We start from the raw sequence: 26,096 nt of genomic DNA, 5'->3' as shown, positions 1-26,096 counted from the left end.
ATGGAGGTGGCCTCCCACACCGCGTTCATGGATCCGATCCTTGACGAACTGCGCACCCAACTGGCCGACATCACCCCCCAAACGCCCCAGGTCCCGTTCATCTCGACGGTGGTGGACCCGACCGGGCCCACGCCGCGATTGGACGCGGACTACTGGGTGGCCAATGTGCGCAAGCCCGCCTTGGTCAGTCAGGCCATCACGGTGGCGGCGGCCGACCATGACACGTTCGTCGAGATCAGCCCCCACCCGCTGTTGACCCACTCGATCATCGAGACGGCGGAAGCCGTGGTCGCCGAACCGGTGGCCGTGGCCTCGACCCTGCGCCGGGGCGACGACGAAACACTGCACTTCCATGTGCAGCGCGCCGAACTCGGCCACCAGCAGGGCGGCGCTGCCAGGGCCGGGGGATTCGTCGAACTGCCCGCCACCCCCTGGCAGCACGGCCACCACTGGCTGCCACTGCCCGGACGCGCCGGTCAGGCGCCGGACGTGCATCCGCTCCTCGGTGTCCACGTCGAGCCGCTCACCGGCGGCCATCTGTGGCAGAACGACCTCGGCGCGCAGGACATGCCCTGGCTGGCCGAGCAACCGGTGCCCGGACAGGTCGTCGCGGCCGCGGCAGCACTGATCGAGATGGCGGTGGCGGCAGCCAGCCAGGCCCTCGGCGCACCCGCCGAGTCGATCACGGTGAGTGGTCTGCAGATCGACGAGCCGCTGGTGCTCGAGGGCGGGATGCAGGTCACCACGGCGTTCAGTGGGCCCGATGGCCAGAGCCGGGTCGAGATCCACGCCCGCCCGGCCGGCGAGGCCTGGACGCGGTATGCGGTCGCCGACATCGCAGCAGCGGCAGGGGATCGGCCGGCCGAGGCGGCGGGCGAGCCCGGTGTGCTCACGCTGCCCGACAGCGTCGCCACCCATCCCGCGTACCGCTTGCACCCGGCCCTGCTCGACGCCGCACTGCGGCAGCTGGCGGCGGGGCTCGGATTCGGATCGCACGACGCGGAGCAGGGCGGCTACGTGCCGACGGCGGTGGCGGCCGTGCAGGTGTTCGCACCGACGGGACGCCAGGTGCGCTGCCATGCCGAGGTGAGCAGCGTCGAAGACCAGGCGGCCGTCGGCCGGATCCTGCTGACCGACGAGTCGGGCGCCGCCGTCGCCGAACTCACCGGCGTGGAGCTGCGCCCCTTGGATCCGCGTGCGCTGCGGGTGCCGCTGGACCAGAAGCTCTTCGCCGCCGAGTGGACCCCCACGGAGCCGGTCGGGCTGCCGGACGGCGCCGGCGCGGCCGCCGGCAGCTGGCTGCTGCTGTCCGAGCCCGACGCCGAGGGGTTGGCCGCGCAGTTCGCAGCACGGTTGGCCGCGCCGAACCGCAGGGTGATCACCGGCCCCTTCGCCGATGGCCCCGGCCTGATCGAAGCGGTGGGCCAGGCCGCCGCCGACCCCGCGCATCCACCGGCCGGGATAATCGTCCTGCTCGGCCAGAGCGGATTCGACGGGTCAGACCCCGACGGCGCCCTGGCCCGCGCCCGCGAGCTCACGTGGACGGCGTCGTCGGCGGCCCGCGCGGCGGTGCAGGGCTGGTCGACCGCGACCGGAGACAGCAAACCGCGGTTGTGGCTGGTCAGCCGCGGCGGTTTGGCCTTCGGCGGTTCAGCGAGGCTCGACGCAGGAGAGGCGAAGCTGGGACCGTCGCATGAGCTCGGCGGTGATGGACTCGGCGGTGCTGAGCCCGGCGACCCCGCCATCGGCGCGCTCAAGGGCGTGGTCCGCACCTGGCGATTCCCCGGCGAACTCGCCCGAGTCCTGGCCGACGAGCCCGACCTGGGCGCCACCCTGGTCGACCTGGACGCCTCGGCAGACGCCGCGGCCCTGGCCGACGCACTGCTGGTCGAACTGGGTTCGCCGCTGCGCGACGACGTGATCGCATGGCGCGGCGGCCGGCGCTACACCGAACGGCTCACCCGGGCCACGCTCGACGGCGCCGCCGGAAGCCCCGACACGGTCCCCAATGGCCAGGCCACGGTCCGCACCGACGGCTCCTACCTGATCACCGGCGGTCTGGGCGGACTGGGCATCGTGGTGGCCCGTTGGCTCGTCGCCCGCGGCGCCGGACGAATCGTGCTCAACGGCCGCAGTGAGCCCGCCGAACAGCAGCGCGCCGTCCTCGATGAACTCTCCGCAACCGCCGAGGTGGTCTTCGTCGCCGGCGACATCAGCTCGCCGGGAGTGGCTGATCGTCTGGTGGCCGCCGCGCAGGAGACCGGCCGGCCACTGCGCGGTGTCGTGCATGCCGCCGGCGTGCTGGGCGATGGCCTGGTGACGGAGGTGACTCGCGAAAGCCTGGAGAGTGTCTGGTCGGCCAAGGCCGTCGGCGCCGCCCGACTGCACGCCGCCACCGTGGACTCCGCGCTCGACTGGTGGGTGGGCTTCTCCTCGATGGCCGCACTGCTGGGCCTTCCCGGCCAGCTCGGCTATGCCACCTCCAATGCATGGTTGGACGCGCTGATGGCGTGGCGGCACGCTTCGGGCCTGCCCGCCACCGCCATCAACTGGGGCCAATGGTCGGATGTGGGTCTGGGCCGGTCGATGACGCTCAGCGTCCTCGACCCCATCAGCCCGGATGAGGGCATCGAGGCGCTGGACGCCGTGCTGGGCGCCGACTCCGGTCAAATCGGTGCCCGGATCGGGGTGGGCCGGCTGCGCATCGACCGCGCCGTCGCCACGTCGCCGGAGTTCCGTGAACTGACCTTCTTCGAGGAGCTCGTCGCTGAGGCAGATGTGACGCTCGATACTGCTGTGACCAGCGAGCAGGCGGGCGCGGCCGCGCCGGCGTCCGGTGTGCCGGACTGGTCGAGTATCCCGGCAGACCAGCGGCGTGCGGAGCTCGTGGTCCGGCTGCAGGCTATCCTGGCCCGCGAACTCCGGACATCTGTGTCAGCGGTCGATGTGGACCAGCCCTTCCCGGAGATGGGGCTCGATTCCATGATCGCGATGACGGTTCTGAAAGAGACTCAACAGTTGGTGGGGGTGGATTTGTCGGCGTCAATGCTGTGGAATCACCCCAGCATCTCAGCGTTGGCGACGCACCTGGTGGGACTGCTGGCGGCGCGGTATGCCGAACCGGACAGCACCGCGGGGCAAGACGACGATGATTTGGGGTTCGGCTCCTCCGGCGGCGTGCTGGACGAGTTGTTCGATCAGGTCGAGTCGGCTTCGACCGGTAGCGAGAGCGGTATTTATTGATGACGACGATCTTCAACAGGATGTCGGCCATGAGCGCCGACAAACGGGGGGCGCTGACCGAGCAGTTCGACAAGGCGTCGCGGATCGCCGCCGCCGAGCCGATCGCGGTCGTCGGGATCGGCTGCCGCTTCCCGGGCGGCGCCTCGGGCCCGGACGCCTACTGGGAGCTGTTGGAGACAGGGCGCGACGCCATCACCGAAATCCCCGCGGATCGTTGGGACGCCGACGAGTACTACGACCCGGACCCGCTGGCCCCGGGCCGGATGTCGTCGAAGTGGGGCGGGTTCCTCTCCGATGTCGCAGGATTCGACGCCGACTTCTTCGGCATCTCGCCCCGCGAAGCCGAGGCCATGGACCCGCAACAGCGGCTGATGCTCGAGGTCGCCTGGGAGGCTCTCGAACACGCCGGAATGTCGCCGGAAACTCTGTCGGGCATCCGCTCCGCGGTGATGATGGGCGTGTATTACACCGAGTACCAAGGTATTTCGGCGGCCAACCCGGATGCGATCGACGGCTACTCGGCCACCGGCAACGCCCACGCCGTCGCGGTAGGCCGGATCGCCTACCTGCTGGGTCTGCGTGGCCCGGCGGTCGCGATGGATTCGGCGTGCTCGTCATCGCTGGTCACCATCCACATGGCCTGCCAGAGCCTGCGTCTGCGGGAGAGCGACCTCGCCCTGGCCGGCGGCGTCAGCCTCATCCTGCGGCCGGAGACCCAGATCGCCATGGCCAAGTGGGGAATGCTGTCGCCGCGCGGGCGCTGCCACACCTTCGATGCCGGCGCGGACGGATTCGTGCGCGGCGAGGGCGCCGGGATCGTGGTGCTCAAGCGCCTCACCGACGCCATCCGTGACGGCGATCGAGTGCTGGCGGTGGTGCGCGGTTCGGCGGTCAATCAGGACGGCAAGTCCAATGGGCTCACCGCGCCGAACACCATTGCGCAGATCGATGCGATCACCCGCGCGTTGCGCAGTGCTGACGTCGCCGCGAACTCGGTGAACATGATCGAAACCCACGGCACTGGAACAGCTTTGGGTGACCCCATCGAATTCGAGGCGCTCGCCGACGTCTACGGTCGCGGTCCCGCCAAGTGTGCGCTGGGTGCGGTCAAGACCAACATCGGCCACCTCGAGGCGGCCGCCGGGATCGCCGGATTCATCAAGGCCGCGTTGTCGGTGCAACACGGACAGATCCCACCGAACCTGCACTTCTCCAAGTGGAACCCGGCCATCGACCCGTCCCCGACGCGACTGTTCGTCCCCACCGAGGTGACGCCCTGGCCGGCGGCCGAAGGCCCCCGGCGGGCAGCGGTGTCGTCGTTCGGGCTGGGCGGAACCAACGCGCACGTGGTGCTCGAGCAGGGACCTGACCCGGTCCCCGCGCCGGCTTCGGCGCAACCGATCGCCACCCTGGTGATCTCGGGTAAGACGGAGCAGCGCGTCGCGGATTGGGCTGCCACGCTGGCTGACTGGATCGACGGGCCCGGTGCTGCCGTACCGCTGGCCGACATCGCGCACACCCTCAATCACCACCGCAGCCGCTACGCCAAGTTCGCCACCGTCTGTGCCCGCGACACCGAGCAGGCGTTGGCCGGGCTGCGGGCGGTGGCCGGTGGATACCCGGCGCCCGGTGTGGTCGCCACCCGCACCGCCGTGCGCGGCAAGGGAACCGTTTTCCTGTACTCGGGCCAGGGATCTCAGTGGGCCGGCATGGGCCGCCAACTGCTGGTCGACGAGCCGGCTTTCGCCGCCGCCGTCGACGAGCTGGAGCCCGATTTCGTTGCGCAGGTTGGATTCTCGCTGCGCGAAGTTCTCGAGTCCGGCGAGCCGGTGGTCGGGATCGACCGGATTCAGCCGGTGCTGGTGGGCATGCAGCTGGCGTTGACCGCGCTGTGGCGATCCCACGGAGTCGAGCCGGACGCGGTGATCGGGCACTCGATGGGTGAGGTGGCCGCCGCCGTGGTGGCCGGCGCCCTGAGCCCGGCAGACGGCCTGAAGGTGATCGCCACCCGGTCCAAGCTGATGGCGCGGCTGAGCGGCCAGGGCGCCATGGCGCTGCTGGAGCTGGATGCCGACGCCGCCGAGAAGCTGGTCGCCCAGCACCCCGACATCACCGTGGCGGTGTATGCGGCGCCGCAGCAGACCGTGATCGCGGGGCCGCCCGACCAGGTCGACGCCGTGATCGCGATCGTCGACGCCCAGGGCAAGCTGGCTCGGCGCGTCGAGGTGGACGTGGCCTCGCATCACCCGACCGTCGATCCGATCCTGGCGGAACTGCGCACCGCGCTGGCCGACCTGAAGCCGTCGGCGCCGAAGATTCCGCTGATCAGCACCGTCGGTCAAGACGGCGTGCCGGCCTTCGACGCCGACTACTGGGTGCACAACCTGCGCAACCCGGTGCGGTTCGCCCAGGCCGTCACCGCGGCAGCCGCCGGACACGCGACCTTCATCGAGGTCAGCCCGCATCCGCTGCTCAGCCACGCCATCAACGGCAACCTCGAAACGGCGCGGCCCGCCGGCGCGAGCGTGGTGAGCGGCACTCTGCTGCGCGACCAGCCGGAGTCACTGAGCTTCTACACCAATCTGGCGACCGTCGCCCCGCCGTCGTCGGAGGCGCCGCAACCGGACGGCGGGATCGGCCGTGCCGACCTGCCGCCACGACCGTGGCAGCACGTCCGGTACTGGGCTGCGCCGGTCGCCGCCAACCGGAACAGCGCCGACGCACATCCGCTGCTGGGCATCCATGTCGAGCTGCCGTCGGGGCACGGTCACGTCTGGCAGGCCGACGTGGGCACCGATCTGGTCGGGTGGATGGCCCACCACAAGGTGCACGGCCAGGTGGTGATGCCCGCGACTGGGTTCGCCGAGATGGCGTTGGCCGCCGCCGGCGAGGCTTTGGGCCTGCCGCCGTCGGCTGTCGCGGTGGACCGGGTCGAGGTCGAGCAGATGCTGCGCGTCGACGACCGGACCGAGGTCACCACCCGGTTGCTGCACGACGCCGACGGATCCGACGAACTGCGCATCGAGATTCACTCCCGTCCCGCCGGCGGCAGCTGGTCGCGGCATGCGGTGGCCCGCGCCGCCGTGGCGCAGCCCGCCGCCCCACAGCGTCCGGCACCCACCGGCGGGGGCACCGCGCTGTCACCTGCCGACCTGTACACGGCGCTGCGCCGCACCGGTCTGCAGCACGGGCCGGCGTTCGCCGCCCTGACCCGCATCGTGCGCAAGCCCGGCGGCGCCTCGGAAGCCGAGATCGTGCTGCCCGACGAGGCGACGGCGCACCGGGGCTACCGCATCCACCCGGTGATGCTGGACGCGGCCCTGCAGTGCCTGGCCGCGGCCCTGCCGGACGAGTCGTTGGTGGGTTCGGCCGGGACCGAAGAGGCCACCTACCTTCCGGTGGCGGTCGAGACCATCCGGGTTTTCGGCGACGTCGGTCGGCGAGCTCGCGGGCACGCCGAAGTGGTCAGCCACGACGACGGCGGAATTCTGGGCCGGGTCACGCTGACCGATGACACCGGGACGGTCACCGCCGAGCTGTCCGGGATCTATCTGCAGCGGGTGCAGCGCCGTACCGTGCCGTTGCCGCTGAGCCAGAAGATCTTCGACACCGAATGGGTCGATGCCGCTGTTCCCGCGCAACCGCCGGCGGCCGCCGATGGCAGCTGGCTGGTGCTGACCGACGGTTCCGAAACCGAAGCGCTGGCAGCCGATTTCGCCGCCCGATTCGGCTCGGACAGTCGCCGGGTGATCACCGCGGACCTGACCAGCGAACCCGCGGTGCGGGAGGCGTTCGCGCAGACCGCCGAGGACCCGGCCCGGCCTCCGGTCGGGGTGGTGGTGCTGGCGGCCCGAGGTGGATTCGAGGGCACCGAGGCGCACGACGCGCCCGCTCGCGGCCGTGACCTGGCCTGGTCGGTGGTGTCCACGGTGCGCACCATCGTCGGCGGCTGGCACGGCACCGCGCCGCGGTTGTGGCTGGTCGGTCGCAACGGCCTGACGGTGGGGGGCGAGCCCGGCGAGTACGGCGACCCGTCCATCAGCGCCCTCAAGGGGCTGGTGCGGGTGCTGGCTTATGAGCACCCGGACCTGCACACCGGCGTGGTCGATCTGGACGCTTCTGCGGACCCGGCGGCGGCGCTGATCACCGAACTGGGGCTGGCGAGCACCGACGACGTGGTGGCCTGGCGCGGGGAGCGTCGCTACGCCGAGCGCCTCAGGCGTGCGTCCCTGACACCCACCGGTGTTCCGACGGTGCGGTCCGACGGGGCCTACGTGCTGACCGGTGGCCTGGGGGGTATCGGCTTGGTGGTGGCCCGTTGGCTGGTAGAGCACGGTGCCGCCCGGATCGTGCTCAACAGCCGCTCGCAGCCGTCGGATGAGCAGCGTGCCGTGCTGGCCGAGCTTGAGGCGCGGGCCCAGATCGCGGTCGTCTCAGGTGATCTCGCCGCGCCGGGGGTGGCCGAGAGCCTGGTCGCCGCCGCCGAAGAGACCGGCTATGCGCTGCGCGGCGTCATCCACGGTGCCGCGGTCATCGACGACCAGATCGTGGTCGGCATCGACAAGGAGACGCTCGACCGGGTGTGGGCTCCCAAGGCCGCGGCGGCGCTGCGCCTGCACGTGGCGACCGCCGGCAAAGAGCTGGACTGGTGGGTCGGGTTCTCCTCGACCTCGTCGCTGCTGGGGGCGCCCGGTCAGGCGTCTTACGCCGCGGCCAGCGCCTGGCTGGACGGCCTGGTGGCGTGGCGGCGGGCCGCGGGTCTACCGGCGATCACCATCAACTGGGGCCAGTGGTCCGGCGTCGGTGTCGCTCAGGAGCTCAAGTTCAGTGCGCTGGACCCGATCAACCCCGACGAAGGCATGGAGGCGCTCGAGGCGATTCTCGGCGGCGATCTCTCCCGGATCGGTGTTGCGCGGTTGCGTCTGGACCGGGTGGCCGCGGCCTTCCCGGAACTGCAGCAGCTCGGGTACTTTGCGACATTGGCCGAGGAACTCGACCTCGACGACGAGGACGACGACTGGCCCGGTCCCGAAGGGCTGAAGCAGCTCAGCGCGGACGAAGCCACCAAAGCCGTTGTCGCACGGTTGGGTTCGAGGATCATGGCCATCATGGGCTACCCCAAGGGCAGCGTCATCGACCCCGCTCGGCCATTGACCGAGTTGGGTATGGACTCGCTGATGGCGGTGCGCATCCGTAACACCGTTCGTGGCGACTTCGGCGCGGAGCCTCCGGTGGCCCTGCTGCTGCAGGGTGCCTCACTGACCGACCTGGCCGCCGACCTGGCCCGCCAACTCGGCCTTGCCGAGCCGGAGGGGGCGGACGGCGCCGGCGATGTCGGCGGTGTTCGAAGCCGCGCCCAGCAGCGTGCCGCAGCACGTCAGCGGGCCGCGGCACGGCGAAAAGTAGGAGATCGTTCGTGACCAACAATGAAGTGCCGCCCAACGCGATCGCGGTTGTCGGCATGGCGGGGCGCTTTCCGGGTGCGCGCACGCTGACCGGATTCTGGAACAACCTGCGCAACGGCACCGAATCCATCGTCACGCTGTCCGAGGACGAGCTGCGGGCCAGCGGTGTGAGCGACAAGGCGCTGGCGAACCACAACTATGTGCGGCGGGCCGCGCTGCTCGAGGGCATCGACGAATTCGATGCGGGCTTCTTCGGTTTCACCCCGTTGGCCGCGCGCACCATGGACCCGCAGCACCGGTTGTTCCTGCAGACCGCGTGGCACGCCCTGGAGGACGCCGGCTACCGGCCCGGCGAGATCGAGGGATCGGTCGGCGTCTACGGGACCAGCACCACCAGCGGCTACCTGCTGCACAACCTGATGTCGCACTACGACCCGAATCTGATCATCGGACAGGGCGTCAGCTTCGAGATGGTCAACCTGTCGTTGCAGAACGACAAGGACTATCTGGCCACCCGGGTGGCCCACCAGCTCGATCTGCACGGACCGGCCCTGTCGGTGCAGACGGCCTGCTCGTCTGCATTGGTCGCGCTGCACCTGGCCTGCCAGAGCATCCTCAACGGCGAATGCGACATGGCGCTGGCCGGTGGGGCTTCGCTGCGGGTCCCGCACCACGTCGGGTACTGGCACGAGCCGGGCTCGATGGTCTCGGCGACCGGGCACTGCCGGCCGTTCGACGTGCGGGCCGACGGCACGATCTTCTCCAGCGGCGTCGGGGTGGTGGTGCTCAAGGCGCTGGCCGACGCGGTCGATGACGGCGACCAGATCCACGCGGTGATCCGGGGCTCGGCGCTGAACAACGACGGCGGCACCAAGATGACCTATGCCGCGCCGACGGCCGCCGGCCAGGCCGACGTGATCGCCGAGGCGCATGCGGTGGCCGAGGTGGATGCCTCCACGATCAGCTATGTCGAATCGCACGGTACCGCCACCCCGTTGGGCGACCCGATCGAAATCGAGGGTCTGCGTCAGGCTTTCGCGGTCTCCGAGGAACCGCGGTCCGGCCCCTGCTATGTGGGCTCGGTGAAGTCCAACATCGGGCACCTGGAGTCCGCAGCCGGTATCGCCAGCCTGATCAAAACCATCCTGTGCCTCAAGCACCGGGCGATTCCCGCCACGCTGCACTACACCAGCCCGAACCCCGAACTGCACCTGGAGGACGGGCCGTTCCGGATCCGCGGCGAGTACGGGCCCTGGGAGTCCGACGGCATCCGGCGTGCCGGGGTCAGCTCGTTCGGGGTCGGCGGCACCAACGCCCACGTGATCGTCGAAGAATGGCCCGAGCAGGAGTCTGCCGCGCCGGCGCCGAAGCCCGGTCCCGAGGTGCTGTTGTTGTCGGCACGCACCGCCGACGCACTGGCACAGGGGCGCAAGGAGTTGGCGGCAGAGCTTTCCGGCGACGACGGCGAGGCGCCCAGCCTGCCGGACGTGGCGTACACGCTGGCCAGCCGGCGCCCGTACGACCTGCGGCTGGCCGCGGTGGTCGCCGACCGCGCCGATGCGACCGCGGTGCTGGCTGCCGAGGAGAGCGAGAACGTCTTCATCGGCGAGGGCGTGGATCCCGGTGACGACGCCGACCGGGTGGTGTTCCTGTTCCCGGGCCAAGGTGCGCAGCACATCGGGATGGCCCGCGGTCTCTACGACAACGAACCGGTGTTCGCCGAGTACTTCGACCGCTGCGTCGCCGGCTTCGAGGCGGAGCTGGGCTACGACCTGCGCACGATGATCTTCGAGGGCACCTCGCGTGACCTCGAGCGCACCGACCGCACCCAGCCGGCCCTGTTCACGGTGGAATACGCGCTGGCGAAGCTCGTCGAGAGCTACGGCGTACGTCCGGCGGCACTGATCGGCCACAGCATCGGCGAATACGCCGCGGCCACCGTCGCCGGCGTCTTCGACCTCGACACCGCGATCAAGGTGGTGGCGATGCGGGCCCGCCTGATGCACGCGGCCCCGCGGGGCGTCATGGTGGCCGTTCCGATCAGTGCCGACGCGGTCGGTGCCTACCTGACCGGTGACGTTGATCTGGCCGCGGTCAACGACCCGGACGGCTGCGTGGTCGCCGGCACCGAAGCCGACATCCGTGCGTTCTCCGACACGCTCAAGCAGGCCGGGATCAACGCGCGCCGGGTGCGGACCTCGCACGCGTTCCACTCGCGGCTGATGGACTCGATGATCTCGGAATTCACCGCGTTCCTGTCTCGGCAGACGCTGCGCGAACCGCAGATCCCGCTGCTGTCGAATCTGACCGGCACCTGGCTGGCGCCCAGCGAGGCGACCAACCCGGCGACATGGGCGCGCAGCGTGCGGGCCACCGTGCGATTCGCCGACGAGATCGACACCGTGCTGGCCGACCCGCACCGCGTCCTGGTCGAGGTGGGCCCGGGAGCTACCCTGACCGCCTCCGCGGCTCGCAACCCGAAGTTCGCGGCCGGGCATCGCGCGGTCCGGCTGATGCGCCACCACGCTCAGAACCGCGACGACCGCGACACCTTCCTGCTGGCCCTGGGCCAACTTTGGGCAGCCGGTGTCGAGGTGGACTGGTCTGCGCTGCGCGGCGACTACCAGCCCAAGCGCGTCACGGTCCCCGGTTATCCCTTTGAGCGCCAACGGCATTGGCTCGAGCACAATGCCGGCGCCACCTGGGTGTCCGGCGCGAGCACCGGAGGCGACGCCGCCGCGAGCGGGCAGCGCAACGGTGAGGCGGCCGGCGGTGGCGAAACCATCGAAGCGACTCTGCAACGGATCTGGGCGGTGTGTCTGGGTGTCGGCTCGGTGGACCGCACGGCCAACTTCTTCGACGTCGGCGGCGACTCGCTGGTCGCGATCAGTGTCGCCATGGCGGCCTCGCACGAGGGGCTGGATCTGACCCCGCAGGACCTCTACGACAATCCGACGGTGGCGGCGCTGGCCAAGGCGCTGACCGCCCGCTACGCGGCCGGTGGGCTGGGCCGCCAGTCGCTCGGCGAGGTCGAGCACCCGCCGGTGCCGCCGAGCATCACCTACTTCTTGGAAAACGGGGTCCGCGAACACGGTCGCTGGCGCATCCCGTTGATCCTTCGGTTGCGGCCCGACGTCTCGGTCGACGATGTCCGAGCCGTGTTGACCGCGGTGGTCAACCACCACGAGGCGTTACGGCTGCGGATCACCGAGCGAGCCGGTACCTGGGAGCAGCGGATCGTCGAACCGGGCGAATTCGGTGAGATCAGCACCCATTCGCTGCCCGAGGGCATGACGGCCGAGGGCGACGCGGTGCGTACCCTGCTGGCCGAACACATTCGTGACCAGGATCTGTCCAGCCCGCCGCTGACCGCCCTCTACATCCACGGCTCGGCGGGGGATCTTTGCTACCTGGCGCTGAGCCTGCACGCAGCAGTCGGCGACGAGGCCTCCCGCGACATCCTGGTGACCGACATCTTCACCGCGTTCGGCCAGTTGCTGGGCGGCAACGAGATCGCGTTGCAGCCGGTCGGAGTCGGTTGGGCCGAGTGGTCGCAGCGTTGTGCCGGGCTCGCAACCCATCCGGCGGTGCTGGAAAGCCGCGAGTTCTGGTTAAAGACAGCGAAGTCGGCGACCCTGCGGCTGGCGGCGGAGGTCGCCGAGCCCCCGGCCGCCACCGATCTGTCCAAGCTCACCACCACACTGCCCGCCGCCGACATCAGCCAGATCGATGATGCGCGCCGGCGTCTGCGGCTGCCGATCAATGAGATCCTGCTGGCCGGGCTGAGCCGGGCAGTGGCGTCAGCGGTCGGCGAGGGGACTCTCGCCGTCGACCTGGCAGGAGCGGGCCGCTCGGTGCTCAAGCCCGAGGTCGACCTGCGACGCACGGTGGGCTGGTTCACCACGCTGTACCCGGTCGCGCTGGGCTGCACCGCCGACGGCCAGGCAAGCGCCCGGCAGCTGCTGGACTCGATCCACGAAACGTTGGACGGCGTGCCTCATTACGGAATCGGCTATGGCCTGCTGCGCTACCTGTATGCGCCCACGGCGCGACTGTTCGGCTCGGTTGCGCCGGCGGATGTGCACTTCTCCTACCTCGGGGCGATCCCCGAACCGCCAGAACTCGGCGATTCTCCCGTGCAGTTCGACCCCGACACCGCGATGCCGGTGCGCGAGACCATCCCGGGACTGGGGCACGCCCTGGAGTTGCGGGCCTATCGCACCGGCGGCGCGCTGTACCTGGACTGGTGGCATGACAGTCGCCGGATCGAGGAGTCCGTGGTGCGTGCGATCGCCGAGGGATTCTCCGGCGCGGTGATGGACTTGGTCCACGCCGCCCTCGCCGAAGAGGACCTGGCCTCGCAGGGCGAAGACGAGATGACCCTGGTCGAGCTGTCCTAGGCCTTTCGATTTAGGAGAGAACCGAAAGTGTTTGCCACGTCCGTCATTCGGAAACTGGCGATCAGTGAGGAGATGCTGGCCGAGACCCACAACTTCGTGGGTCTCGCAGCACACGTCACCGGCCCGGTCGACATCGATCTGCTCTCGGAGGCCTACGAGGCACTGCTGGAGGCGCATCCGATCCTGACCGCGCGCCTGGAGCGACTCGAGGACGGACGGCATCAGTTCGTCACCGATGACCTGATGCCCGACGGCATCGAGGTGATCGAGCTGGACGGGCCCGACGCGCAGCCGCCGGCGCCACGCTTCGACCAGACGGAGTCCCTGGTGGCGATGCGGGTGATCATCCGCGACGGGCAGGCGCAGCCGACCCTGTACGTGCACCATGCCGTGGCCGACGGTCACCACATGTATGCGCTCATCGAGGAGATGCTGTCGTTCTACACCGACCTGGTCACCACCGGCCGGATCGGCGCCATCAACGTCGAGCCCGCTCCGCTGTCCATTGAGGCGGCGCTGGCCGACCGGGGCATCGAGAAGCAGCAGCGCTCCGGGATCGAGCGGTTCATGCCGGCTTTGTTCGCCTACGACCTGCCGCCGACCCGGCGGGCCGTCGGGAAGGAGACGCCGTCTTCGCCGATGCTCGTGCCGATGGCGTCGGTCCGGTTGACCGAGAGTCAGACGGACAACGTGGTGGCGTTCGGCCGGGCCCATGATCTGAGCCTGCACGCGGTGCTGTCGGCTGCGGTGCTGATCGCCGAATGGCAGTTGCGCGGCAAGCTGAGCATCCCGGTGCCCTACGTCTACACCGTCGACTTGAGATACTTTCTCTCACCGCCGGTTTCAGCCACCGGATGCACCAACCCGATCGGGCTGGCCACCTACCTGGCCGAGATCGATGCCAAGACCGACCTGGTCGAGCTGGCTCGCGACATCGCCGCGAACTTCCAGAAAGACCTCGACGAAGGCGTCGTCCAACAGTCCCGGTTGCACTTCAGCCCGCAGTACGTCGGAAACCCGCCGGGCCTGCCGGACGTCGTCGTGCTCAGCAACAACGGGCTGGTTCCGCCGGTGCGGACGCCACCCGGCGTCGAGGTGACCACCACGCACGGCGAGCTCTACTTCGCGGTGAGTGCGGGTATCGACATCTACTTCACCCAGATCTTCGCCGGGCAGCTCAACATCGAGTACCACTCGCACGGACCGGCGCCGGAGCGCTCAGTGGAGGCGATTCGGGCGCTGCTGTGCGATATCGCCGATCAGCACGCCGCCGGCGTCAGCTGATCGGGCCGAAGGCGTAGCGGTGGTACTGCAGCATTCCGCGCAACGGCCGCACCGCCCTGGCCAGCAGGCTGGACCGCCGGAATCCGGCCGGGACCCGGCTGAAGGTCTCCGCGTCGAACAGATTGGTGGCGGCCAGCAACCGAATGCCGTCGACCTTCTCAAGAATGTCGGCGGGATCGTTGACCGCCCAATGCAGTGTGGCGCCGGACTGCCGCTGCAGCCGATGGGTTTTCTGGGTCTTGATGCCGAACCAGTTGTAGAAGTCGATCTGCAGTTCGCCGGACGGGAATCTGTCGACGATGCTCTGCAACAGTGCCACACCCTCGTCTTCGGCCAGGTACATGCTGATGCCCTCGGCCAGCAGCAGAACCGGGCGGTCCGCGGGAATCTCGTCGAGCCACGACGGGTCGGTCGCCAGGGTCGCCACCAGGTGGTAGCCCGGGCGGTCGGGATACACCTGCTTGCGCAACGCGATCACCGGCGGCTGGTCCACGTCGTACCAGGCCACCTCGGGACCGGGGTCGATCCGGAAGACCCGGGCGTCCAGCCCGCAGCCGAGGTGAATGACGGTGGCACCCGGGTGGCTGGCCAGGAACTGGCGGGCCCAGATGTCGTACTGCGCCGTGCGCACGGTCACCAGGGGTGCCCAGCGGCCGGGAGCCTTGAGCGAATCCCAGTCGAAGTCGATGCGCTCTACCGCCTCTTTGGCATACCGATCGCCCAGCACGGGGGAGTCGAAGTCGGCGTCCAGTGCCTTGAGGTAGAGCGTTGTCAGCATGGTTGCCGCGGCGCCGTGCAGGTCGACGGGGATCTTGTCTGCCACGTCGGCGAGCCTAATACGCTTGACAGACAGTCGATGCACCGCACGGCCGCAGCGAGGCTCGACGCAGGAGAGCCGAAGCTGGGACCGCCGCATGAAACAGGAGGCACAGATGGCGATTGAGGCCGGCGAGCGCAACGGACGTGCGCCGCGGATCCTGTTGTTGTACTACAGCTTCTCCGGACAATCGCTCAAGGTGCTCGAGGCCGCCGGGGAGGTGTTCACCCAGCGCGGCTGCGAGGTGGTCAAAGCCGGCATCGAATTCACCGATCCGCGATATTCGGCGCGGTTCGCCCAGTTCCCGCTGCGCCGCGTCTGGCCGGACATGCTCAGCGTGCTCAAGGCGCAGCAGCGCGGCGAGACGGGGGAGATCCGCACACCGGACGCGGTGCGCGACGGCGAGTACGACCTGATCTGCATCGGCTCGCCGACCTGGTGGAAGGCGCCCGCCATGCCGATCAGGTCGTTTCTGCAGACCGATGAGGCCCGAAAGCTGTTGGGCGGCAAGCCGTTCGTGGTGTTCACCGTGTGCCGCGAGTTCTGGCAGGAGAACTACGCCGAGGTCTGTCGACTCGCCGAGGAATGCGGCGGTCAATACCAGGACGAGATTCACCTCAGTTACCCCGGCGACCCGCTGCGCTCCATGCTGGCGCTGACCAGCTACCTGGGCAGCGGCCGTTACCGGGAGCGCTACCTGGGTCTGCGCCTGCCACCCACCAATGTCCAGCCCGAACAGCTCGATCGGGTCCGCAAGTTCGCTGCGGGCCTGGTGAGCCGGTTGTTCGGCAAGTGAGAGGGTCAACGACTCATGCCCCGATCTTTTGAGGTGGCGTTCTCCTCGCCCGCCTCCGTAGAGGAGGTGCACCGTGCCTTCGGTGACCGGTCCTACTGGCACGCTCGTCTGGAGGCCTTCGGCGGAAGCAAGACTCTTGACTCCCTGGATGTGGATGCCGACGGCCGGATTCGGGTGGTGGTGACCGAGGATCTGCGCCACGGCGCATTGCCCGGCATGTTGGCCAAGGTGTACCGAGGCGATCTCAACATCGTCACCACCGAGGCCTGGACGCCGGCTGGAGATGGCCGGGTCGACGGCGAGATCACGGTCGCGGTGACCGGCGCCCCGGGGTCGGGGAGCGGTACCGCGCTGCTGGAACGCGACGGCACCGGATCGAAACTCGCCCTGCACGGAACAGTCCGATTCAAGGTGCCATTGGTGGGCGGGCCCATCGAAAGCTTCCTCGCCCGGGAATTCGCCCAGGGCATTCCAGAAATTCAACGGTTCACCACGGAATGGCTGGGCGACAATGGCTGAATCTGAGTTCACCTACAGCCACGTGCCAACCACGGCCGAGGCGTTGTCCCGGCTGGATATGCCGTTGGCTGAGGCCATGATGACCCAGCGTGCGATACGGCGGGTGTACTCCGACCCGGTCGACGACGCGGTGGTGCTCAAGTGCATCGAGCTGGCGCTTCGTGCCCCCACCGGAAACGACGGCCAGAACTGGGAATTCATCGTCGTGAAGGACCGCCGCGTCAAAGAGGAATTGGCCAAGCGCTATCGGCAGGCGTGGAAAATTCAGCGCGGCGTGGTGTTGCGGCGAAAAATCAAAACCGACGAAACCATCGCCGGCATTGCCCGGGCGATGGAGTGGCAGATCGACCATTTCGCCGAGCTCCCCGTGCTGGTGGTGGCCTGCCTCCGGTTGGGCGCACGCGAGGGTCGGTTGCCGGTGGTGCGCATGCCGCATATCGCCGAATCCGCGTACTGGGGGTCGATCTACCCGAGCGTGCAGAATCTGCTGCTCGCGGCCCGCGCCATGGGCTTAGGCGCGTCGCTGATCACCCTTCCGCTGTGGAATCAGCGTGCGGTGCGGCGGATCCTGGGGCTGCCGCACGCCGTCACCCCCTGTTGCATCGTGCCCTTGGGCTGGCCCCGCGGGCGTTATGGTCCGACCACCCGCAAGCCGGTCGGGGAGGTGGCTCATCTGAACGGTTATGGCGATCTCGCGTGGCTGGAGAGCTGAATACACGCGCCGGTTTAACTCTATTGACGATTACGTGGAACTTAGCGGACAATATTCTCCGCGTGGTCTAAGTTAATCACTGGTCGCTTAGACACGTTGGTGTGGCGGCTATATGCTGGGCACGGTCCGGGGGGACCATAAGGGGGAACTGTGATTGGTGGGGGGGCGCGTCAGCGTCGGTACACAACGGGCGGCGCACATCGAGCGGTGCCGCAGCGTCGATTGGCCTTCGCCGGGGGACCGGTAGTCATTCCGCAGCGCAGATCTGCGACGGCCGACACACATCGGGCAGCGTCACAGCGTTCAGGCGCGCACGCCGGCACGCGGCTGACGGCGTCGCATCGTCGCTATGCGGCAGCCGGCGCGGCCTTCGCCGCTGCGACAGCCGTCGCGGCAGTCACGCCGATCTCGCCGGTCGCACCCTGGATTCCGACCGCCGCCGAGCGGGCGGTGCAGTTGGCCGCCGAGGGGTCGCTGCTCAACGTTCCGTTCAACCTGTTCCAGGACTTCGTCAACATCCCGTACAACGAGGTGCAGGCCGCCAACGTGCTGGCCAACTCGTTCTTCTTCACCGGTAGCTGGTTCACGCCGAGTGCCACCAATATCTGGGGTGAGGATCCCGGGGACCCGGGCCACTTCATGGCGGTCATGGATTTCCTGGTGCCATTCGCCCCGCAGATCTCCGGTGCCTTCGACCCGGAGATCGATCCGGACGCGTTGGCCGACGGCACCGCGGGCTGGGGCCAGCAGTTCGCGATGTTCGCCGCGGCCCTGCTGCCGATCAGCTCCTCGTGTGACTCGATCCAGTGCTACCCGATGTCTCCGGTCGAGCCGATCACCGGGCTGACCGGCTTGGATGCGGCGCTGAACTTCTTGATCAAGTTCAGCAACTTCCCCAACGACGACAACCAGCTGGACCTGTTCAAGTACTGGCTCAAGGTGCCGATCCAGGAGATGTTGGACGGCTATAAGTTCCCGGACAGCCCGTGGAGCGATCCCGACAACCCCACCTCCGGCGGCATCGCCAACCCGGACGCCGGGGTGGGTCCGAACGGGTCGGTGCCGGGCTCGCCGTTCGACGCGGTCCCGGGCAGCCAGGCTCAGCCCGGATTCGGATTCCCGGGCACGCATCCGCTCCTCGACGAGAACGGCGAACCCGTTCTCGACGAGTACGGCAACCAGATCAACCTGATGCCGTGGGCCGGCCTGACCTTCAAGCTGGACCCGTTCGGGCCTGTGCAACGGTGGTTCGACAGCCTGATGCAGCCGGTCGACTGGAGTGTCAATGGCAGCGACCCGCTGACCGGCTTCCACTTCTCCGGCCCCGACGACGTCTTCCAGGCCATGAAGGCCATGGCCGCCGGCATGGTCATCAACTTCAACCCCTACGTCGCCGGCAGCCCGATGTGCCCGGGACTGTGCAACATGCCACCGGTCTCCCCGCCCTGGGGAATGACCAACCTGGACCTCGTCAAGTCGATCCAAGACATCGGCGCCCCCAACCCGTTGATCCAGCAGTGGATCGACCTGACCGAGCAGGAGGCGGCGAACGCGGTCGGCAATGCCAACGGCGGGACCGACGAGCAGATCCTGGCCGGTATCTCTGCCCTGCAGACCGGCATGTTCACCTTCGACGCGGACACCCACAACGAGCTCATCGACCTGCTCGGCGACATCAACCCCTATCTGCCGGCCATAGCCGTCCACGGTGGTGTGTTGACCGACCCGGGCCTGCTCGGGCCGTGGCCGATCAACCCCGAGACGGGCTACTACATGCCGCCGACCTGGAACCCCGATCTGCCGCTGGACGAGCAGCTGATCGGAGACTTCGGCGGCAAGAACTCGCTGCTGCTCTGGGATGACTTCCTGGGATTCCTGGACCCCAGCGGGGGGCTCGCCACGGGTCTCGATGATATGTTCACCGACTTCGCGAGCTGGTTCGTCTTCTAGATCCAGCGCTCGAGCGACCCCTCGGCGGCCCGGCAGCGATCAGCTGGCCGGGCTGCCGTGCTGTGCAGACCGGCTACGCGGCGTTTCATCCGCGCCAAAAGGTAAGCGTCTATCGATTGTCACATGTGACTCTCGAGTTGCGCTCAGGTAGCACTTTGGTAGATTGCATGAACGGACCTGGTCGAGGCCATGTTCGTACTTATTCTAGATTGTGGGAGGAAATCGGGATGGTTACAGCCTTGCGTTCATACTTTTCCGCGGGGCTGGCTGTCACCACCGCCGGACTCATCGCCGTGGTTCCGCCGGCGCCCGCGTCTGCCGCGCTGAACACGGTTCACCTGGATTCTCAGCTCACGGCCGGTGAGGAATGGCTGAACGTTCCGCTGAACCTGTTCCAGGCGCTGGTCAACATTCCGGCAAATGAGATCCACGGGCTGGACACGCTGGCGAAGTCGCTGTTCTACAGCGGCCCCTGGATGGCCGGAAGTCCGACCAACGCCTGGGGTGAGGACCCCGGCGACATGGGGCACTTCGAGGGCATCCTTCAGATGATGTTCCCCTTCCCGTTGATCTCGGGCGCCGGTCATGAAGGCGACCGGCTCTTCCCGGGCCTCGGGCAGCAGCTGTCGATGCTGTCGAATGTCGAGATTCCCATCAACCTGACCTGTGCGGGTCTGGACTGCTACCCGGTCATGCCGACCAGCCCCATCACCGGGTTCACCTGGATCGACCAGCCCATCTGGAGCCTGCTGATCGCATTGGGCCTGCAGAATTTCCCGCTGATCCAGGACTGGTTCCAGGTTCCGTTCTCGGACATGACGAACGGCAACCAGTTCTACTTCGACCCGAATGGGCCGGGCATGGTCAACATCGGCTACGCCAACGACATGTACTACTGGGAGGGCACTCGCACCCTCGAGGAACTGGGACTGGACCCCGAGGACTACCCCAACATCGATCCGGAAGCCCCGCTGCAGCCCTGGGCGGGCAGCTACTACGCGATGGACTTCACCACGCCGTTCACCAACTTCTACAACAGCCTGTTCGAGCCGTTCGACGTCAACAAGTTCGACCTGCCAGACCCGATCGAAGGCGCCCGCGCGCTGCAGTCGTTCATCGCCTCGTCGCTGCTCGCCTTCAACCCATTCATCCCGGGCAGCCCGTTGTGCCCGGGGCCGTGCCTTCTTCCCGGGCCCGGCGCCAACATCTTCGACCCGGCAGACTGGGACACGCCCAGCTACTTCTGGCTGGTGAAGATCATGGACGACCTGTGGCCGGGGAACCCCGTCATCGGCGAATGGATGGACGCCTACGACCAGGGCACCGCCAACGTCTCCAACCCCGAGATGATCGAGACGCAGGCGTGGTTGTGGCGCCTGGGCACCGTGTTGCTCGACATCAAGAACGACCTGCCGCCGGACCCGTTCATCGACACCTCGGGCTTCCTGCCCACCCCGGAGCAGCTGCAGGACTTCCTGGGCGACTACTGGTACAACATCTTCGACAACTCCGGGATCATCGGGCCCTTCGACGTACAGGGTCTGTGGGACGCCATCTTCAACATCACCCCGGAGTAGCACCTCGCGGGTGGCGTGCGACGGCGCCACATTCAGGTGCAGCCTCAAACGCACTGGGCGGCTTGACGTTCCAGGCCGGCTGTTCCTACGCGTCGATCAGGCCGGCCAGGTCGGGCAGGTAGGGGTAGAGGTCCGGCAGCGCGGACTGCGGCAGCAATCCCAAGGCGACCTGAGCGGCGGTGGCACCCTGCTCGACACCGAGTTGGATGTTGTGCGACACCAGCTCCCAGTCGATCGTCGGCAGGCCCCATGAGATCGCGGTGGTGATGTCGGCGGGATCGGTGCGGTCGTAGGCCAGGTCGATCAGCACCCGCAGCGCGGGCTGGAAGAAGTCGGCCATCGCCGGCCCGAACACCGGGAACTGCCGCAACGGCTCGAGCAGCGGCAGGTTCATCGTAGGGATCAGATAGATGGAGGTGTCGCCGTCATATCCCGGCGACATGGGAAGTTGTACCGCGTCGACCATCGCGTCCGGATCCCACGAGCTGGGGTAACCGGTGATCAGGTACGGATGCAGATATACGTAGCCCGCCATCGAATTCGCCAGCGCCAGCAGGTTCATCGGATACTTGGGGAAGTCGGTGGCACCGCTGTACTCGAAGTTGTAGATGTCGGTGGTGTAGGGCGTATTGACCGGGGTGGCCGGCAGACTCCCGAAGTCGAGCGGAAAACGGGTGAAGATACCGCCGTTGGGCGTGTTCAGATCCTCGACCAGCACGAATTGCAGATTGGCCGGGTCGGGCGCTGCGGCGCCGGCCTGGGCGAGCTCGATCATCGCGGCAGTGGCGATCGATGTGGTCGAGGAGACGCCGAACACCGTCACCGGTCCGTCTTCCAGATACCGCGCGATGTCCTGGTTCAGGGTTTGGGCGGCATCGAGCAGGCTCTGCTGGTAATCGGAGGGATTCAGCGGCTCGACGACCGGGGTGTAGCCGGAGTAAACCGATTGGCCTGCAAAGGGATTGGCCGGATCGATGAACAGGTCCATCACCCGCTGGCGGTAGAACGCACCGGGATCGGGCGTCAGGACGTACCCCATGATCAACGCCGTGCCGTTGCTCGCCCCGAAGGCAAACGAAGCGTTGAACATCGAGGTCAGCCCCATCAGCCCGGCGCAGCCTCCCGCCAGAACACCAGCCGCCAACCATCGAAAGCGCGAATGCGTCATCTGATTCCCCCATTTATCTCAGACACATGCTCGCGTCAGCCTACACAGGCATTGCGCCCAGCGTGTCGCAAGACGAGGAACCCAGAAGGCCACTGCGGGTGGGGGATCGGGCGTGCTGTTCGTCGTGGCCCACTGCTAACGTTGCTGGCACAGCACACACCGCTGTCGACGCGTCAAGCCGAGATGGGAAGGGTCGGGCTATCGAAGTCAATAAGGGGCAGGTCGCTGGACAGCAGAGCAGCGTCGTGCTTGAGGTGATCGATAAGGGCTGTGTCAGCGAGGCACATCCTGTGCCTTTGCTGTTCGTCCACGGAGCGTGGCATGCCGCCTGGTGCTGGGACGAGAATTTTCTCGGTTATTTCGCCGATCTGGGCTATCGCGCGCTGGCGGTCAGTTTCCGCGGCCACGGCAACAGTTCCGTCGACAAACCACTGCGAACCTGCGGTGTCGCCGACTACGTCGACGACGTCCGATCGGTGGCCGATGAGCTGCCGGTCCCCCCGGTGGTGATCGGCCACTCGATGGGCGGGCTGATCGTGCAGAAGTACCTGGAGAGCCGACCGGCGCCGGCGGGGGTGTTGATGGCATCAATTCCCCCGCAGGGCAATTACGGATCGAGTCTGCGCTGGCTGCGCCATCGGCCGTGGCAGGCCATCAAGATGGCGGTCACCGGGAAGTCGTTGCCCTACATCAACACGCCGGAGCTGGCCCGGGAGAAGTTCTTCTCCGCAGGGACCCCGGAACAGACCGTGTTGGACTGCGCGGCGCGGTTGCAGGAGGACAGCGCGCGGGTCAGCGTCGACTGTCTGATGCTCAAGCTGCCGCGCCCGAAGCGAGTCAAGACGCCGCTGCTGGTGCTGGGCGCCGAGCAGGACAACGCGCACACCTGCAAAGAGGTGCGCGCCACAGCCCGGGCGTACGGCACCGAAGCCGAGTTCTTTGCGGACATGGGCCACAACATGATGCTCGAGCCGGGCTGGGAAGCCGTTGCCGAGCGCATCCACTCCTGGCTCGGCTCCCTCGGCCTGTAGCGACAGCCTTCGGGCGTGATCGGCCCTGCGGCTCTTTAGTCCTTGGTGAAGTGGTAGAGGCGGTAGACGAACTCGCCGTTCTTCAGCGCGCCGTTGAAGGTCCAGTCCGTCGCCGCGCTGGCAAAGCGAGCCAGAGCGCCGTGATGGGCGATCATGTCCTGCTTGCGGGCCAGGTTCTTCTCGTTTCCACGCAACACGTCCCTGCTGATGTCCTCCTGGGACACCAGGCGCAATCCGGTGTCGGCCAGCTCGGCATCCCAGCGGGCCAGCTCGCTGCGGCGGCGGAAGTCGGTGTAGAGGAAATGTCCGCCGGGTGCGAGCACCCGCGCTGCGCCCTGGAAGAACTTGGCCGGGTGCGGGTAGAGGTGCGATGCCTCCACCTGGAACACCACGTCGAACGAGCCGTCCTCGAAGGGCAGATTCTCGGCGTCGCCCTGGACGAAGTCCACGCCGGGCAACTGGTGGCGCTTGCGGCAGAACTCGATGGCGGTCTCGTTGAGGTCCAGGCCGGTGTAGGCGGCGGGCTTGAAAGTGCGGGCCACATACGACGCGCCGCCGCCGTGGCCACAGCTCACCTCGAGGACCTTCTTGCCGGCCAGGTCAGCCAAAGCGGCGGTGCGGTGGTACTGCTGAATGAAGAACCGGTTGGGCTCGTCGGAGGCCTCCAGCGGAATCGCCATCGGCGGGTCTTCTTCATAGCCGTAGTTGAGGAACAACCAGTCGTCACCGCTGAGCAGCTTGGTCTGGGTCGAGAACCGCTTGGTCACGAACGAGGTGAACAGCAGGTGGTAGACGAACGGATTCGTCATGACCCGGTGGGACAGCGGATTGAAGATCAGGCGGTTCATCGTGGCCATCGAAAAAGTATCTCACGATTCTGCAGACCCCGCCGTGCCCGGGGTCTGGGACAGCGCCGACCTCAGTCGTGTAGGCCGCGCATCAGGATTCGCTCCCACATGCGATCGGTCAACACTGCTCGCGCCAGTACGGTTGCCTTTCCGGAGAGCCCGACCACATAACGCGGCTTAGGGTTCTTGGCCCGGACCACGCGCAGCACGGCACGGGCGACCACCTCGGGTTCGATCATCACCCCGCGCTTGGCGGACAGCTCCCGGGTGTTGTCCGCGTAGCGGATTTTGAAGCGGCCGTAGGGATCATCGTCGGCGTAGGTCGGCCTGGCCTCTTGTTGGGAGGTGACGAACGGCGTCCGCACCGCAGTGGGGTCCAGCAACACAACACGCACGCCGAATGGTGCGACTTCGGCGCGCAGTGACAGCGACAGCGCCTCCATGCCGTACTTGATCACGTGGTAGCCGCCGGCCCCCGGACTGGTGAAGCGGCCACCGGTGCTGCCGATGTTCACGATTACACCGGAACCGCGTTGGCGCATTCCCGGCAGGACAGCCTGGGATAAGTGAAGGGTTGCAACAACATTCGTCTCGAACAGGCTGCGCAGGTCATCGAGTGCCAATTGCTCGAGCGGGCACGTCAGCGGAAATCCCGCGCTGTTGACCAGAACATCGACGCCGCCGTACTCTTCGGCGATCTCCGCGATGAGCGCATCGACGGCGGCCTCATCGGTGACGTCGAGGGCGCGAGCGATCAGTCCACGCGACGAAAGGCGTTGCAGTGCTTCGGCATTACGGCCCACCGCGAACACGCGGTAGCCGGCGGCCTGCAACCGGTCGGCGGTTGCCTCACCGATCCCACTCGTCGCCCCGGTGACCAGCGCTACCGGGCTCATCGGGTGCCGGTGCTGCCGGACTGCGCGGGCTCGGAGGCCACGCCGGAATCGGCGGGCACCAACTCGACGGGCAGGTGCTCTAGGCCGCGCATGGTCGCATTGACCAGGTAGCGGTATTCCCCGGCCAGCCGGATGGTCTTGACGTGGGGGATCAGCTGCGTCAGCACTCGACTGACTTCGATGCGGGTCAGGTGGGTGCCCAGGCAGTAGTGCGCGCCGCCGCCGAACGCGAGGTGGTCGGTGGGGTTGCGGTCCAGGTCGAAGGTGTCGGGATCCGGGTAGTGCTGCGGATCCCGGTTGGCGGCCGCGTACAGGACCAACACCCGGGCACCGGCCGGGATGGTGTGGTCGCCGACCCGATAGTCGCGGGTCGCGGTCCGATAGAACCCCTGCACCGGAGCGACCAGCCGCAGCTGCTCTTCGATTGCCGCGGGGATCAGGGAGGGGTCTTCACGTAGCCGGGCGTAGACGTCCGGCCGTTGCGCCAGCGTCAGAAACAGCCCGGAGATCAGGTTCGTCGTGGTCTCGCTCCCGGCGCCGACGAGCATCGATGCGGTCCAGAAGACCTCGTCGTCGGAGAGGGTGTCCTCGCCACTGGGCGCCGCCAGCATCGAGATCAGGTCGTCGCCGGGCTCCGAGCGGCGCGCCTTGATCATGGGATCGAGGCTGCGGTGCATCGCGATGACCGCCTGACTCGAGCGCATGTTCATCGCCATCCCGCGCAGGCTCAGCGGCGCGAACGCGGCCTCATTGATGGTGTCGGCCCATTCCAGGAACTGGTGGCGATCCTCCTGCGGGATCGCCAGCATCATGGTGATCAGCCGGTTCGGCAGGGGCTTGGCCAAGTCAGTCACGATCTCGACGTGTCGGCGCTCGACTATCGCGGCGACGAGTTCGTCGGCGGCGCGATTGATGTTGATCTCCCACGACTTCATCGCGCGGGGGGTGAAGGCCCGCGACACCGATCGACGCAGCCGGGTGTGCACCGGGGGGTCGGTGGCGTTCATGGTCTGCAGGCGGACCCGGAAGCGTGCCTGGCTCTCGGCCGACGACAGTGCCTCGTTGTCGCGCAACGCCTGGCGTACCTCGTCGTAGCCCGGGATGATCCAGATGCCGCGCTTGCGGCTGTACCAGACCTTCGGGCCGGACAACAGCGTGCGGTATCCCGGATAGGGATCGTGCATGGTCTCGGCGGCGAAGGGGTCGAAGTCGGTCAGCGGCGCGGTTTCACGCCGGGTCAGGGCGTAGCGGTAGGCGGTTGCCCGGTCACGAACCACCCCGCGCAGCCCGTCGGTGCCGATCTTGAGCAGGCTGGCGCGAAAACGAAGCCGACGCGTCAGTTCCTTCTGGTCCATCTGGCAAGCCCCTCGGATCGTCGGGTGTGGAGCGCGATTGGCCCGCGGGTGGCCGTGCCGCCACCCTAGCCCGGTGGCCGCAGTCGCCTGAAGGG

At 67.8% G+C, this 26,096-nt stretch carries 15 protein-coding genes; 10 read left to right on the top strand and 5 right to left on the bottom strand.

Annotation, left to right across the window (positions count from 1 at the left end):
* The first annotated feature begins 6 nt into the window (after positions 1 to 6).
* Genes AWC18_RS15235 through AWC18_RS15220 form a run of 4 tightly spaced genes read left to right on the top strand, consistent with a single transcriptional unit; the run spans position 7 to position 14,332 of the window.
* Positions 7 to 3,243 carry an SDR family NAD(P)-dependent oxidoreductase gene (locus AWC18_RS15235; protein WP_165758010.1) on the top strand — a complete coding sequence of 1,079 codons (3,237 nt, stop codon included), beginning with the start codon at positions 7 to 9 and terminating at the stop codon, positions 3,241 to 3,243.
* On the top strand, positions 3,243 to 8,663 hold the full coding sequence (locus AWC18_RS15230; RefSeq protein ID WP_085139258.1) for a type I polyketide synthase: 5,421 nt from the start codon (positions 3,243 to 3,245) through the stop codon (positions 8,661 to 8,663). Before AWC18_RS15235 ends, AWC18_RS15230 begins: the two co-directional genes overlap by 1 nt.
* Before the next feature lie 41 nt (positions 8,664 to 8,704).
* Positions 8,705 to 13,048, top strand: a complete 4,344-nt coding sequence (locus tag AWC18_RS15225) for a type I polyketide synthase (protein ID WP_109560100.1) — start codon at positions 8,705 to 8,707, stop codon at positions 13,046 to 13,048.
* Positions 13,049 to 13,075: 27 nt separating this feature from the next.
* A complete protein-coding gene (locus AWC18_RS15220) occupies positions 13,076 to 14,332 on the top strand; it encodes a phthiocerol/phthiodiolone dimycocerosyl transferase family protein (RefSeq protein ID WP_064997311.1) in 1,257 nt (418 codons plus the stop codon).
* Here the strand turns inward: AWC18_RS15220 and AWC18_RS15215 are convergent.
* Positions 14,325 to 15,155: a class I SAM-dependent methyltransferase gene (locus tag AWC18_RS15215; protein ID WP_085139256.1), complete on the bottom strand. Its 831-nt coding sequence runs from the start codon at positions 15,153 to 15,155 to the stop codon at positions 14,325 to 14,327. The two genes, AWC18_RS15220 and AWC18_RS15215, sit on opposite strands and share 8 nt — an antisense overlap.
* 91 nt (positions 15,156 to 15,246) lie before the next feature.
* Here AWC18_RS15215 and AWC18_RS15210 point away from each other — a divergent pair, with 91 nt between their 5' ends.
* From AWC18_RS15210 to AWC18_RS15190, 5 genes are all read left to right on the top strand, one after another.
* Positions 15,247 to 15,945, top strand: coding sequence for a flavodoxin family protein (locus AWC18_RS15210; protein WP_082961031.1), 699 nt, complete (start codon positions 15,247 to 15,249; stop codon positions 15,943 to 15,945).
* 15 nt (positions 15,946 to 15,960) lie between these two features.
* The gene (locus tag AWC18_RS15205; RefSeq protein ID WP_064997313.1) at positions 15,961 to 16,464 is read left to right on the top strand and encodes a DUF2505 domain-containing protein; all 504 of its coding nucleotides are present in this window, start codon (positions 15,961 to 15,963) and stop codon (positions 16,462 to 16,464) included.
* A gap of 76 nt (positions 16,465 to 16,540) precedes the next feature.
* Complete coding sequence (locus AWC18_RS15200) at positions 16,541 to 17,176, top strand: nitroreductase family protein (protein ID WP_234806537.1); 636 nt, start codon at positions 16,541 to 16,543, stop codon at positions 17,174 to 17,176.
* Between the two features lie 207 nt (positions 17,177 to 17,383).
* Positions 17,384 to 19,126 carry a hypothetical protein gene (locus AWC18_RS15195; protein WP_085139255.1) on the top strand — a complete coding sequence of 581 codons (1,743 nt, stop codon included), beginning with the start codon at positions 17,384 to 17,386 and terminating at the stop codon, positions 19,124 to 19,126.
* A 239-nt stretch (positions 19,127 to 19,365) separates the two neighbouring features.
* Positions 19,366 to 20,703 (top strand): hypothetical protein, encoded by a 1,338-nt coding sequence (locus AWC18_RS15190; RefSeq protein ID WP_234784408.1) that lies wholly within the window; start codon positions 19,366 to 19,368, stop codon positions 20,701 to 20,703.
* Positions 20,704 to 20,788: 85 nt separating this feature from the next.
* Here AWC18_RS15190 and AWC18_RS15185 read toward each other — a convergent pair whose 3' ends face one another.
* Entirely contained in the window at positions 20,789 to 21,871 is a 1,083-nt protein-coding gene (locus AWC18_RS15185; RefSeq protein WP_085139254.1) for a PE-PPE domain-containing protein, read from the bottom strand.
* 245 nt (positions 21,872 to 22,116) lie between these two features.
* Here AWC18_RS15185 and AWC18_RS15180 point away from each other — a divergent pair, with 245 nt between their 5' ends.
* Positions 22,117 to 22,902, top strand: a complete 786-nt coding sequence (locus AWC18_RS15180) for an alpha/beta hydrolase (RefSeq protein ID WP_208858375.1) — start codon at positions 22,117 to 22,119, stop codon at positions 22,900 to 22,902.
* 35 nt (positions 22,903 to 22,937) lie between these two features.
* On the opposite strand, the gene AWC18_RS15175 is transcribed toward AWC18_RS15180, so the two are convergent.
* The 3 genes from AWC18_RS15175 to AWC18_RS15165 all read right to left on the bottom strand — a co-directional run bounded on the left by AWC18_RS15175 (position 22,938) and on the right by AWC18_RS15165 (position 26,001).
* On the bottom strand, positions 22,938 to 23,750 hold the full coding sequence (locus tag AWC18_RS15175; protein WP_064999170.1) for a phthiotriol/phenolphthiotriol dimycocerosates methyltransferase: 813 nt from the start codon (positions 23,748 to 23,750) through the stop codon (positions 22,938 to 22,940).
* A 71-nt stretch (positions 23,751 to 23,821) separates the two neighbouring features.
* Positions 23,822 to 24,646 carry an SDR family NAD(P)-dependent oxidoreductase gene (locus AWC18_RS15170; RefSeq protein ID WP_085139252.1) on the bottom strand — a complete coding sequence of 275 codons (825 nt, stop codon included), beginning with the start codon at positions 24,644 to 24,646 and terminating at the stop codon, positions 23,822 to 23,824.
* Entirely contained in the window at positions 24,643 to 26,001 is a 1,359-nt protein-coding gene (locus tag AWC18_RS15165) for a cytochrome P450 (protein ID WP_085139251.1), read from the bottom strand. Before AWC18_RS15165 ends, AWC18_RS15170 begins: the two co-directional genes overlap by 4 nt.
* Positions 26,002 to 26,096: the final 95 nt, after the last annotated feature.

This window comes from Mycolicibacter nonchromogenicus (assembly GCF_002101775.1).
GTDB lineage: Bacteria > Actinomycetota > Actinomycetes > Mycobacteriales > Mycobacteriaceae > Mycobacterium > Mycobacterium nonchromogenicum.
The sequence above is the reverse complement of the archived record's forward strand: the minus strand, read 5'-3'. Positions and strand labels throughout refer to the sequence as shown.